Annotated in this window: 10 protein-coding genes; 3 read left to right on the forward strand and 7 right to left on the reverse strand. The window is 59.5% G+C overall.

The genetic code is table 11. The features are described from left to right. The first annotated feature begins 6 nt into the window (after positions 1–6). The gene (locus BM160_RS06340) at positions 7–1,191 is read left to right on the forward strand and encodes a TIR domain-containing protein (RefSeq protein ID WP_092002276.1); all 1,185 of its coding nucleotides are present in this window, start codon (positions 7–9) and stop codon (positions 1,189–1,191) included. 230 nt (positions 1,192–1,421) lie between these two features. Here the strand turns inward: BM160_RS06340 and BM160_RS06345 are convergent, their stop codons facing one another. The 6 genes from BM160_RS06345 to glmS all read right to left on the reverse strand — a co-directional run bounded on the left by BM160_RS06345 (position 1,422) and on the right by glmS (position 9,869). Continuing rightward, positions 1,422–2,276, reverse strand: coding sequence for an HNH endonuclease (locus tag BM160_RS06345; protein ID WP_092002280.1), 855 nt, complete (start codon positions 2,274–2,276; stop codon positions 1,422–1,424). Positions 2,277–2,287: 11 nt separating this feature from the next. Further along, positions 2,288–3,871, reverse strand: coding sequence for an AAA family ATPase (locus BM160_RS06350; RefSeq protein WP_218156592.1), 1,584 nt, complete (start codon positions 3,869–3,871; stop codon positions 2,288–2,290). A 35-nt stretch (positions 3,872–3,906) separates the two neighbouring features. Next, complete coding sequence (locus BM160_RS06355) at positions 3,907–5,814, reverse strand: hypothetical protein (RefSeq protein ID WP_177218937.1); 1,908 nt, start codon at positions 5,812–5,814, stop codon at positions 3,907–3,909. Between the two features lie 5 nt (positions 5,815–5,819). Continuing rightward, positions 5,820–6,299, reverse strand: coding sequence for an ABC-three component system middle component 2 (locus BM160_RS06360; RefSeq protein WP_255368686.1), 480 nt, complete (start codon positions 6,297–6,299; stop codon positions 5,820–5,822). Further along, on the reverse strand, positions 6,296–7,354 hold the full coding sequence (locus tag BM160_RS06365) for an ABC-three component system protein (protein ID WP_092002286.1): 1,059 nt from the start codon (positions 7,352–7,354) through the stop codon (positions 6,296–6,298). Before BM160_RS06365 ends, BM160_RS06360 begins: the two co-directional genes overlap by 4 nt. A gap of 664 nt (positions 7,355–8,018) precedes the next feature. Beyond that, entirely contained in the window at positions 8,019–9,869 is a 1,851-nt protein-coding gene (gene glmS, locus BM160_RS06370; RefSeq protein ID WP_092002289.1) for a glutamine--fructose-6-phosphate transaminase (isomerizing), read from the reverse strand. 133 nt (positions 9,870–10,002) lie between these two features. Between glmS and BM160_RS06375 the strand changes: the two genes are divergently transcribed. Then, positions 10,003–10,488, forward strand: a complete 486-nt coding sequence (locus BM160_RS06375; RefSeq protein ID WP_092002292.1) for an Lrp/AsnC family transcriptional regulator — start codon at positions 10,003–10,005, stop codon at positions 10,486–10,488. 49 nt (positions 10,489–10,537) lie between these two features. Here BM160_RS06375 and BM160_RS06380 read toward each other — a convergent pair whose 3' ends face one another. Further along, positions 10,538–11,470, reverse strand: coding sequence for a LysR family transcriptional regulator (locus BM160_RS06380; RefSeq protein ID WP_092002295.1), 933 nt, complete (start codon positions 11,468–11,470; stop codon positions 10,538–10,540). A 141-nt stretch (positions 11,471–11,611) separates the two neighbouring features. Between BM160_RS06380 and BM160_RS06385 the strand changes: the two genes are divergently transcribed. Next, positions 11,612–12,604 (forward strand): Bug family tripartite tricarboxylate transporter substrate binding protein, encoded by a 993-nt coding sequence (locus BM160_RS06385; RefSeq protein WP_092002298.1) that lies wholly within the window; start codon positions 11,612–11,614, stop codon positions 12,602–12,604. Positions 12,605–12,607: the final 3 nt, after the last annotated feature.

The raw sequence follows: 12,607 nt of genomic DNA on the forward strand, positions 1-12,607 counted from the left end.
TTACCAATGACCGATCATGAGCAACCGCTGGTTTTCTTTAGTTACGCCAATAAGGACCAAGACCGCGTAAAGCCTTTTTATGAAGAACTAGACCGCCAGGGATTTAGCGTATGGATGGACTGCTTTCGATTGAAGGCGGGCCAGAACTGGGATTTTGAAATCAAGCGAGCTCAAGAAAAGTCCGAGTTCGTGGTCACGTTCTTGTCGAGAAATTCGGTCACCCGGAGGGGCTATGTGCAACGGGAGATGAAGGAGGCCGTCGATAAGCTCAAGGAAAAGCTCATCGATGACATCTATCTAATCCCTATGCTACTGGACGATGATATTGATATACCGGACGACGTGAAAGGCATTCAATGCATTCGGGCTAGCAGCCCTAACTTCATGAGCGAGTTGACTGATGCCGTCATCTTCCAGATTGGCAAACGTGGCGTGAAGATCAGCAAGGCTCAAAAGGACCAAGACTTCTCCTGGTCATCGAGTGTAAGGAAGGAAGAGTGGGATGGGTTACCAGGTTATGAGGTGACCCTTCACCTGCCGGAGCTCAGATCGGAGAAATACCCGGCCGTTGTGGATGTCAACCCCATCATCAAGGGAGACCTGCTTCGGGTTCTTTTGGAGTGCAGATCAATCAAACTGAACCAATCGCCGAATCTGTACAACTATGGGCAGGACAAATTCCGCCGCACTAACACCCTAGAGGCCTATTTTGGGGATCCCATCAGCAAGGGGCGCGTGGTCTCCATCATCTACTCCTTCCACGGCTATTGGGCAGGGGCAGCTCACGGAAATCACTATTACAAGACCTACGCTTTCGCCCTGGAGCCGATGTGTCAGATTGCCTCTCTACGGGACATTTTCGTCAATGTGAAAGATGCTTTCCCAGTGCTGCAGAAATTGGCTAGAGATAGCTTGCTGGAGTCGTCCAAGGACGAGCAAGGCAATAACTATCTAGACAAGGACCACGTCCATAGAGGAACTGAAGCCATCGATGACTTCTCGTCGTTTGTCTTTCGAGAAAACACACTTGAAATCTTATTCGCGCCGTATCACGTATCCGCATATGCGGCGGGGCCCCAGGAAGCGCAAGTTCCATATGAAGCAATATTCGAATTTGTGAAACCGGAATATGCCTCGGCTTTAGGCATTGATCACTTGCGATACCGGAAATTGCATCCTCTAAATGAATGAGCATTACTGCCATCAAGAGGATTGAACAAGTTAGGCAAGGCAACTTACCATAAGGCATTTTTGTAGCAAGTTAGAAAATAGCAGATCGCGGCCGACCCGACACCGAGCCGTTAGACGCGTGGTTCTGAGTACCCGCTGAAGGCTGGTCAGGGTCATTCGCCGGCAGACCTCCGAGCGACCGGTACATCCGACACCCGACAATCGTCCAGTGGCGGCTCGCATGACTGCTGTCAGGGCTTTGCCTCGATATGCAGATAGCCGAACTGGCAGAACCAATCTGAGTCTCTGAGCCCTTCGTAGAGCGCCGTCTTCCAAGAGTTCGGGTCCCGCGCGTCGCGGCTCTTGAACTCGTCATGGAGATGCTCTCGAACGGCCTGAGGCCCAGAAGCCTTTCCAATTTCTGTTAGACCATACGAAATGTCTGCCAGTTCGCTGGCCGCTTGCGCGGCATAGAGGACAGCGAGGCCCACGACGTTGAAGTGATGCTGGACGCGTTGCGCGAGTACGGCAGTCCACGCTGCCGACGGACGCACCCAGAACACGATAGCCGGAGGCGAGGTTGGCTGGACCTGGACCATGAGCCACCGCTCCGTCCCGAGGTCATCGAAGTACGGATGGAAAGTCTGCTCCTCCGCCTTGGTCGCAACCTTTGCGAGTTTGGCCTTGTTGCAGTCCAGGCACGAAGGGACCAAGTTGGCCGGCGTCAGATTGAATGCCGGATGGAGTGTCTGAGGAAGATAGTGGTCCACACTTCCCACGATGCGTTGACCGCATAGCGGACAGATTTGATGGGCTGGTGCCGAACGAATCGCGTCATACAAGGCGCGAGTAGCTGCGCTGCGTACGAAATGGCTTTTGTAGATGACCCCCATGAGAGCAGTGGTCAGCAGCGGCGTCACTCCATCTGTCGACTGAATCTTGAAGAGCTCGCCGAGCGGCGCCAGGCCGAGATATTGCGACTCAGCGGCATTGATGACAGGCAACGCACCCGTCAGCGCCTGAGCTCGGTCAGGGATGGTGATCCCTGCAGCGCAAGTGTGGACGGTGTAGTCGGCGTTGAACGCTGGAAGAGCGAGCTTCTTCAAAGCGCCAAACCTCAGTTTCCTCGCAGAGCGACCAAGCTCCGCGCAAGCGTTCTGGCTTCGGAGCCAAGCTGATGACTGAACTGTTGCGTAACCTGCTCGAAGGTGCGGCCTGGCTGATTGGCCGCTGAAGCGACCATCTGATGAAAGCCTGAGTGGCTCACCTCGAGGCCGAACACTTCTCGGGTAAGGACGCCTGCACTCTCGCCGAACGTTTCAGTGGTAGGCCGCTGGACGGTTGCATAGGTCCTAGTGCGTTGAAGGACCCACACGCAGCTCATCGGCACCTCTTGGAGTACCACTGGCGAGTGCGTGGAGATGAGCGCTACGCCGTTCCTCGAAACCAAGAGGTCGGATACTGCGCGAATGAACGCAGAAAGTAGCGGAGGATGGAGATGACCTTCGGGCTCGTCCAGGACAACCAGCGTGTTCTGCTCGACCAGCTCGACGAGCCGGGTGATCGTCAAAAGAACAATTGAATGCCCGGAGCTGAGCTTTCCATACGCATGAGCTACGGCTTCCTCCCAGCCATCCCCTGTGACCTCCAAGAACCGCTCCACATCCACCTCGGCGAACAGCGGGTCCGTCGAAAGTGTTCGGATAGCTCGTGTCCAACGAGTTAGGCGCGGCTCGTCGCGGCACTTGGAGAAGGACTTGACGAAGTCGTTCGCAAGACCGGGCTTCGTCATCAGGGTTTCCTGGATCTGCCCATCTCGCTCCTCCATCGTACGAAGCCCGATGAAGCCAGCGCGAATTTTCAGCGTCGCCGCTGATGGCGGTGGTTCAAACTCGTCGAACACGCTGAAGGAGACGGAGACCAGACCTGCGAAGTCCCATTGGTCGACGTTGTTCCCGAGCTTCCGGAGCAGACCTGGGGCGGTCTTTCCGTTCGGCTTCTGCAGCACGGCATTTACGAGCGACTGGATGCACCGGGTCTTGCCGGCCCCGTTGCGCCCAACCAGGACGTGCACGTTCGTCGGCGGGAACGAGTTGGGCTCGACGTGGAACGTAAGCGTGGGTGGCGCGGGCGGGAAAATCTGTCCGGGCTCTACTGGAGCCACTGGCAGCGTGTACTGGAACTGGAACCGTGTGAGCTCCTCGTTGCCATGAGCAAGCTTATTGAGCCGGTTGCGAACGTTTTCGGCTCTCACATCGCGGAGTAGAGATACCGACATGACCGACTCGTTGATGTAGCGGTCGAAGATGCGCGGGTTGAACGCGCAATCGCATAGGCCTGTCAGGACGGCTTCGCACAGTGCGGCCGGAAGTGTTCTGAGCGACGAGTAATAGTCCTCGGTCTGCCCAAGAGAGAAAAAGTGGTTGCCGTCGAGCGCGGGAAATGCGGCGGGCAGCTGCGGGACTCGGGTTCCCGGAATCGGCGGAACGCCCTGTGTCGCGCTCGCCGACTTCAGCCCGGCTTGGCCAATCTTCACCGACCCGATGCCGTGACGGGTGCCCTTATCGTCAAACACATGTAGGCTGTACATGGTCTGGAAGCTGAACCAGTCATCCCAACGGTCGACTATGAGATAGGCATGTAGACGTCCCTCTCGCGGCAATAAGGCCCACGAATCAACGACCGAGAATTTAATGTTCAAGTGCCAACCTTCTTGCTCTATTTGCCCTTGTGGTCCTAATCAGCGAGCGACGAGAGGTCGCTGCCGTCGTCCTGCTGGAGTGACGAATCTCCGCGCGGCTCGTCTAACTTCATATCTGACTGCGCATCGTCGGCAGACTCTGGCAATTCTTGATACGGATAAAACCCAGCCCGACCGAGAGCTGGATTCTTGGTAAAAACGATGGGCTTGAGTGCATCCGTGAGCGAATTTGGAACCTCTTCGTTTTCAAGCACGACGATTTGCCCGTACCCTGCCCAGTCGGACAACCAGCGGTAAAACTTCTCACGAACAGTGCTGAGCTCCACGTCCGGGGATTCGGTGCGCTTGGGGTCCGCGTACGGTTTCAGCGGTGAGTCCAAGACAACGACGCCGAGGTGCGGGTGCTCATGCTCGACGGCGTACTCCATCAGAGCGATGACCAGTGACGCCAGATACAGAGACCGTAGCCCAGCGCCGTAGCTAAGGCGTGAGCGGTCATTGATGACGAGGTCGCATTCGCCAGCATCGAGCGAGACGTTTTTGATGTCAGTAAGGCCCCAGTCTTCTAAGAGAGCCTTTGCACAGTCCGCCACTGCACGGCCGTGTGCCCCCCCATCGCGCGTGACGTTCACGCGCTTGCGCACTTTGAATTTTTCGAGGCGAGCAATTTCGGCCCCCAGGCGCTCAATCTCGTCGAAGATGCCGAGCTGTGCAGCGAGGTCGCTACGCCGTAGCGCCAGTGTCTTTGGATCCCCAGTGAACTCAATGCGAGCGCCGTTGACGACGACCGCTTCGCGGTTTTGGAGCGCGTTCAGGTTTCCGCCAAGTCTTTTTGCCTCTGCTCGGAACTCAGAAAACCGATCGCGTTCGCGCTCGAGCGCCACAAGCAGTCCGCGGCGAAGAGACTGAATCTTATCTGCTTCAGCCTTGATGGCTAGCTGGTAGTCCCTCGGCATGGGCTGCGGGTGGTCGTGGTGCCCTTGCTGGGCAGCGATGCTAGTGCCACAGAGGGGGCACGCTACCTCCGGCAAGGCTTCGAAGAACGCGGCACCTTCGTTGCTGGCTCCTAGCCGCGACAGGTCATTCGCGTACTTCTCGTCGAGCAGCTGGAACCTGCCAATCATTGAATGAGCGTGGTTTCGCCGGTTTTCCGCAATCGCATGCTCCTCGGCGGTATCAGCAAACTCCCTTCGAAGCTCCTTCAGCTTCGTTGCCCGCGCTTCGTACTGACTTGTCATGGCCGCAAGCGTCGCGTCAACGCGCTCGATTGCTTCGGCCACATCCTCGCGCTTCACATCGCTTGGAAGACCCGCCTTGACTCGTTCAAGTGCCGCTTCGGCCGACGTGAGCTGCCCCTTGATGCGCTCGACCTCCGCCTTGGTCTTGGTGACCTGGATGGCCGCATCGTCGTTCCCAGTTAGGAACAAATTGAACGATGAAATGCGCTTGGGCGTTGCATACCCGACGCCACTGGTTGCGAAGTTGGCTGGGACCTCGGTCTGGGACCAAAGTGCCCAATGCCGGATGTCATCACCGGTGACCGGGCCTCGTTCGCTCTGATTCCGAAGAAGCTGCTTCCCTGCGGCACCGGAGAGCTCGACGATTAGCTCGCCCAGGTCTCGTTCTACGGCCCCGAACGCGAGGGGCTCTTCGTTACCATCGGCCCGGGACCAAATTGCGGCCGAGCCGCCATTGATGCCTCGCCGGACTTCGTACTCGACGTCGCCAGCGAGGAATCGAAGCCTGAGTTCCTGATAGCCCTGGGCCTGCGGGAAGGTGCTGTCAGGAGCATCCCCTCCAAGCAAGTACCAGAGGCATCCATGGATATACGACTTACCCGTGTCGCTGGGGCCAACGACAACACGTCGCTTGGGATGGAAGTCGATTTCCACATCGGGCTTATCAGGCCCGTGGGAGGAAAGTTTGAGAAGAACGATGCTCATTGTGCTTAGCTGTGACGTACAACAACTTCAATCTCGGCGCCCCAAAGATGACCACTGGCGTTGAACTCATCGGTCAACTCGCTGGAGTCCGAGGAACCAAAGTGCTCGGCCGCCCAATGGCAGCGAAGATCCAGATCACGCAAATACTGAGAAGTGAGAGACGTGGTCAAAATCCGAGCGGTCTCGCCAGCGTAGTAGGTGATTCCGTCTTCAGTCCAGGCAGCAGTCACCAGCCCGCGAGTGCTCATCAAATGCAGACCTCGCTCGATGAGTTCCCGCCGACTCAGCAGTTCCGCGCCGCGGAATGGGATGGGCGTGTGAAGGCTCGAAGGACCATCGAGGTCCGCTGAATAGACAACGGCATAGTCCAACAGCACGAGCTTCTGCAGGTCGGCTCCTTGCGGCGAAAGTGCCTGCAGCAGATACACCATCCTCAAGCCGAGCTCGAGCGGCGAGTTGAAGACGGGGAGAGGCGTGCGCTTCACTTGACCCATTTCAGCTTCTTCTGGTTGGCAAGGTGGTGGCACGAACCGGGCAGGTCTCCTGGCCGGAGGCGAGGCGAGAGAACGCTGTCGTTGACTTTCAGTCCCTGCGCGCTGGCCAAGCCTGCTTCCAACCTATCCAGACCATTGGTGTGCCTGGGGCTGTTGACGGATGAGCGAATGCCTGTTCGGACCATGTCGAGCAGGTTAAAGAACTCATGTTCACCGTATAGGTCACGGCTGAATGTCTTCAAACCCTCGGCGCAGTAAAAGGTCGTGCGCTGGTCAAGGAAGTGTTCGCGGAACTCTGAGGAGGTCATCAGCGCTTCGACCGTGAGCGTGTTCCCGCTCAGCTCCGAATACACCTGCAGCAGAGCCTGTATATAGTTGGCCTCATCTGCGGTTGGCGTCGACGGCGCAGGTGGGTCGTCCATTCGTTCAGCGACGATGCCAAAGAGCTTGTGGTGGTCTGACCGGTCTAGCGCGTGCCAATCCAGGATGTCGCGAAGTTCGCATTCGCGGATGTCCTTGAAGTCGAAGTTCGAGACGACCGCTTCAACTGCCGGCGTCAGGTCGCCCTTCAGCTTCTGCAGACCCGTCTCGCCCGTCTTCCAATCAGCGAGAAGGCGCTGCTTGAAGACGTCAGGCTTCGCGAGAAGGTCGAACAGGTCGCTACCCACACTGCGGGGGGCGCAGATGAGGTAGTGCCTGGGATGAACGTAGGTCCCCGCCGCCAGGTGCCTGAAGAACTTCGCCAGCTCTGGAAATATGTTGCTCGGCGTCAGCGGGTTCTCATAGTGCTTCGCCTGGTACAGGTCCCACTTTCGGGGCTCTCGCTCCGGTACTAGCCGCGCCTCGACGTCGCGGCCTTTGTCATTCGCTGCACCCAGGCGCTTCACAAGAGCGTAGGTCTTGCCTTGTCCCAACGGGCGTAAACGAACCGCAGCCTCGATGAGCCGCTCCCAGTGCGATGGTTCGAAATGCAGGACTTGCGCCGAGGCCGGCATGACACCGCCCATTCCGACGAAGCGATTTGACTTTTTTCGTGCAGCTCCCATGCGTCCCGCCACCGCAGCTGTTGCCGCTGCTGTTAGCGCCTTCCCTTGTGCTGATGTGTGTGCTGTTGTCCGAGGAATTGTATCGGAGCTGTAACTCATCGACGCCCTGTGATTGTCCAAGGCCGGGGACTGGGTGACGTCGCCGTAAGGTCGCATTGCGTGCGGCTATCTCGAGCCTGTCAATCACCAATACTCGCTTTGGGTCGGGACTTCCAAGTCACGCAGGGAGGAAGCGGTCGCTCACGCGGTGAGGGCCAGGACCTAGGAGAGCTACGGCCGCATTACCTCGGGGAGCAGCCGTCAAAACAAGCGCCGAACGTCCGAACCCAATGACCGCTTGGTGCCAGCCAGCGGGAGTACGGTCGGCCGAGCTGAGCGACAGCAACCGCTGCATTGCGGCCCATCGTCACCTTGGGGCGAGCATGTATTTACGACTTTAGAGGTCCGTCTCGAAACTCCAACGGCCGGCAAACTCGCATCGATGCTGGAGCCGTGTATACGACTTTAATTACGCGGAACCCTCGTAGAGGAACACTGTAGATTGACGGCTCAAGTGGTACTTAAGACGACTCATATCTCCACATTATAAAAATTGTCCGACGGACTTTTATTTAACCCGACGGACTTTATTCATGGCGATCACAGGGATTACCCTCCCCCCGAATCACTCGACGGTCACGCTCTTGGCAAGATTGCGTGGTTTGTCCACATCCGTGCCCCGCGCAAGCGCTGTGTGATAAGCCAGCAGCTGCAACGGCACCACATGCAGCAGCGGGCTCAGGGCGCCGTAGTGCTCGGGCATGCGGATGACGTGAACGCCTTCGCTGCTCTCGATGCGACTGTCGGCATCGGCCAGCACGTAGAGCACGCCGCCGCGGGCGCGCACTTCCTGCATATTGCTCTTGAGCTTTTCCAGCAGCGCGTCATTCGGCGCCACCGTCACCACTGGCATGGCACTGGTCACCAGCGCCAGCGGGCCATGTTTGAGTTCACCGGCCGGATAGGCCTCGGCGTGTATGTAGCTGATTTCCTTGAGCTTGAGCGCGCCTTCCAGCGCAATCGGGTAGTGCAGTCCACGACCCAGAAAGAGGGCGTTTTCCATGCGGGCAAAGTCTTCGGCCCAGCTGATGACTTGCGGCTCCAGCGCCAGCACGGCCTGCAGCGCGGCGGGCAGATGGCGCATGGCTTTGAGATGGGCGGACTCTTGCTCCTCGCTCAGTCGGCCCTTGGCTTGCGCCAGTGCCAGCGTGAGCAGGAACAGGCCTGCCAATTGGGTGGTGAAGGCCTTGGTCGATGCCACGCCGATTTCAACGCCGGCGCGCGTGATGTAAGCCAGCTTGCATTCGCGCACCATGGCCGACGTGGCCACGTTGCAAATGGTCAGCGTGTGCGTCATGCCCAGGCCTTGCGCATGGCGCAACGCGGCCAGCGTGTCGGCGGTCTCACCGCTTTGCGTGATGGTGACCACCAGGGTTTTGGGATTGGGCACCGAGTCGCGGTAGCGATATTCGCTGGCCACTTCGACCTGGGTCGGGATTTTGGCGATGGACTCCAGCCAGTATTTGGCCGCGCAACCGCTGTAGTAGCTGGTGCCGCAGGCCAGAATCAGCACCGAATCGATGTCCTGGAAGACGCGATAAGCACCGTCGCCAAACAGCTCGGGAACAATGCCGGCCACACCGTCCAGCGTGTCGGCTATGGCGCGCGGCTGCTCGAAGATTTCCTTTTGCATGTAGTGGCGATAGGGACCCAGCTCGGCGGCACCGCTGTGCGCGTGCACGGTTTTCACCTCGCGCTGCACCGCCTTTTGCTGGCGGTCCAGCACCCAGTATTTACCCAGCTGCATATCGATCAGGTCGCCCTCTTCCAGGTAGACGATCTGATCGGTGACGCCGGCCAGTGCCATGGCATCGCTGGCCAGGAAGTTCTCGGAATGGTCCGTGCCCACGCCCAGAATCAGCGGCGAGCCGGCGCGCGCGCCGACGACGCGATGCGGCTCGTCCTTGCAAAAGGCAGCGATGGCATAAGCCCCGTGCAATTGCGCCACGGTGGCCTTCAGGGCCTCAAACAAATCACCGTCGTACAGGCTGTCCATCAAGTGGACGATGACCTCGGTGTCGGTCTGGCTGTCAAATACATAGCCTTTGGCCTGCAAAGCGGCGCGCAGCTCATCATGGTTTTCAATGATGCCGTTGTGCACCAGCGCCACTTTGCCGGGGCGGGAGGCGCCGCCTGCGCCATTGCCGTAGCTGAAATGCGGGTGGGCATTGTGCACGGCGGGCGCGCCGTGGGTGGCCCAGCGGGTATGGGCGATGCCGGTGCCGCCTTCAATGTGCTCGTTGTTGACCTGCTGCTGCAGCTCGGCCACGCGCGAGGTGCTGCGGGCGCGCTTCAGGCCATCGGCGTAAACCGCCACGCCGCAGGAGTCATAGCCGCGGTACTCCAGCCGCTGCAAGCCCTGCACCAGGATGGGAACAATATTTCTCGTAGAAACCGACGCAACGATGCCGCACATAAACAACTCCTGAAAACAATGGTGACGATGCTACGTGCTAGCTGACGTTTAATGTGATTGATATTTTGCTAAAAATGGAATTTAATTTCACAATAGTTCACGTGGAAAATTAAATTTCATAAACAATAATAAAATGCAAGAAATAACCATAGATGCCATAGACCTCAAGCTGCTGGATGCCTTGCAAAATGACGCGTCCCTCAGCAACCAGGACCTGGCCGAGCGCGTGCATGTGTCGCCGCCCACCTGCTTGCGGCGCGTCAAGCGGCTGCGCGATGCCGGGCTGATTGAACGTGAAATTGCCCTGCTCAGCACCGACAAGCTGGCCGCCGTGCTGGGCCATGGCCTGAGCGCGCTGATCGAAATCACGCTGGACCGCCAGGGCGCCGAGCACCTGGAAGCCTTTGAGGCCCGCGTGGTGCTGGACGACGCCGTGCAGCAGTGCTACCGCGTGTCACCGGGGCCGGACTTCATTTTGCTGGTGCATGTGGCCGACATGCCGCGCTACCTGGCGCTGACGCAAAGGCTGTTTACCAGCGATGCCAATGTGCGCAATGTGAAGACCTTCTTCAGCACCAAATGCGCAAAATTCAAGCCAAAAGTGCTTCTAACCCAATAACAACAAGCGCAAGAAGCTATTAAATAAATAGAAAAAACCCACCCAAGAATCAGACCAGCACAGCGCCCTGGGCGGCGGCATCGGCCAACAAACCTTCGCCGCGCGACTGCAGCAGCGACAGCAGCCGCCGCGCAGCGGGCGAGAGGTAGCCGTCGCGCCTATAGGTCACGCCCAGCGTGCGCTGCAGCGTGGTGTCAGGCAGCGGCACTTCCTTGAGCACGCCGTGGCTGCCGCCGCCCAGCGTGCGGCGCGAGACAAAACTCAGCAAACCGGTGCGCAGGATCAGCGCAGGCAGCAGCGGGATCGAATTGGCGCTGATCTGCACCCGCGGCAGCGCCAAGCCGCGCGACTGGAACACGGCATCCAGCCACTGGCGGCTGGGAATCGAGGCCGCCGGCAACGCCCAGCCATAGGCCAGCAAGGCCGGCAGCGTGACCTGCGGCAGCGCAAACACCGGGTGATCGGGGCTGGCGGCCACCACGGCGGCATCCTCAAACAGGGGGTGGGTCTGGAACAGGGCGTCGGGCGTGGGCACCAGGCCTATCAGCAGGTCAATGCTGCCCTCCCGCAGTTGCTCACGCAGCGCCATGCTGGGGCCCACGGTGATGTCTATGGTGGTGCTAGGCGCCTCCGACAGCAACAACTGGCACAGCGTGGGCAGCACATGGTCGGCCGCAATCGGGCCGCTGCCAATGCGCACATGGCCGGCATTGCCCTGCGCAAAATCGCTGACTTCGCGCAGCGCTTCCTCCGAGGCGCTGCGCAGCAGCCTGGCCCTGGCCAGCAGCACCTCGCCCACGGCCGTGAGCTGTATGCCGCGCCCGGCGCGGCTGAACAGCGGCGCGCCGAAAGAGTCCTCCAACCGCTGCATGCACTTGCTGAGCGCCGGCTGCGAGCGCCCCAGCCGCTCGGCAGCCTGGCCCAGGTGGCCAAGCTCGGCCACCACTTCAAAGTAGCCTAGATCACGCAGGTTGACGTTCATAGTGAGCGCAATTCATAACCAAAAGAAAAAATTAAATGAATATTATGAAATAGACGGAATGAATTCAAGCTTACACAATTCGCCGACTCGGCCCCTCGAGCCTTAAAAAAACCGGCCTTCAAAAGCCCCCAGGAGACAAACATGATTCATAGACGCACCTTTCTAGCCGCGGCAAGCGCCGCCTCTATTGCCACACTGGCCGCCCCCAGCGCCTGGGCCCAGCCGACCAACGCCTGGCCGCAGCGCCCGATTCGCCTGGTCGTGCCCTTCCCGCCTGGCGGCAGCGCCGACTTTCTGGGCCGTATGCTGGCCGAGAAAATCACCACCGCCACGGGCTGGGTGCTGGTGGTGGAAAACCGCGCCGGCGCGGCCGGCAACATCGGCCTGGATGCCGTGGCCAAGGCGCTGCCCGACGGCTATACCTTTGGCATAGGCCAAACCGCCAACCTGGCGATCAACCCCTCGCTCTACGCCAAGATGCCGTTTGACCCGCTCAAGGACCTGACGCCGATTGCGCTGGTCGCCTCGCAACCCATGGTCGTGACCGTCAAGGCGGAGTCACCGTTTCGCACGCTGAACGATCTGGTGGCCGAAGCCAAAAAGCGCCGCGAGCCTATGCGTGTGGCCTTTGCCGGCAACGGCACCGTGGGCCACCTGACCATAGAACTGCTGGAGCGCCGGGCCGGCATCGAGTTGCTGAACGTGCCTTACAAGGGCGCCGGCCCGGCCGTGAATGACCTGCGCGCCGGCCATGTGGACTTTTACATCGGCAATTCGATCTCGGTGCTGGGCCAGGTCAAGGGTGGCAGCCTGCGCGCGCTGGCCGTCACCTCGCCGACCCGCCTGCAGGCACTGGCCGAAGTACCCACCGTGGCCGAGTCGGGCTTTACCAACTTTGATGCGCAGACCTGGTCCGGCCTGGTGGCGCCTACGGGTGTTCCATCCGCCATCCTGGAGCGCATGTACGCCGAGGTCAGCCGCGTGCTGACCCGACCCGAGGTGCTGGCCAAGTTCGCCGCCGAAGGCAGCAGCGCCGCCACCGGCCGCAGCACGCAACAGTTTGCCGAGCTGATCCGCAGCGAGCACCGCAGTTGGGGCGAGCTGGTGCGCCAGGCCAAGATCCAGATAGAGTGATGC

This window comes from Polaromonas sp. OV174, assembly GCF_900112285.1.
In the GTDB taxonomy this organism is placed as follows: Bacteria; Pseudomonadota; Gammaproteobacteria; order Burkholderiales; family Burkholderiaceae_C; genus Polaromonas.

Bases quoted from the DNA above. Each gene is read 5' to 3' on its own strand.
- BM160_RS06340 (WP_092002276.1), top strand. From the start codon at position 7: ATGACCGATCATGAGCAACCGCTGGTTTTCTTTAGTTACGCCAATAAG.
- BM160_RS06355 (WP_177218937.1), bottom strand. From the start codon at position 5,814: ATGAGCATCGTTCTTCTCAAACTTTCCTCCCACGGGCCTGATAAGCCC.
- BM160_RS06365 (WP_092002286.1), bottom strand. From the start codon at position 7,354: ATGGGAGCTGCACGAAAAAAGTCAAATCGCTTCGTCGGAATGGGCGGT.
- glmS (WP_092002289.1), bottom strand. From the start codon at position 9,869: ATGTGCGGCATCGTTGCGTCGGTTTCTACGAGAAATATTGTTCCCATC.
- BM160_RS06375 (WP_092002292.1), top strand. From the start codon at position 10,003: ATGCAAGAAATAACCATAGATGCCATAGACCTCAAGCTGCTGGATGCC.
- BM160_RS06380 (WP_092002295.1), bottom strand. From the start codon at position 11,470: ATGAACGTCAACCTGCGTGATCTAGGCTACTTTGAAGTGGTGGCCGAG.
- BM160_RS06385 (WP_092002298.1), top strand. From the start codon at position 11,612: ATGATTCATAGACGCACCTTTCTAGCCGCGGCAAGCGCCGCCTCTATT.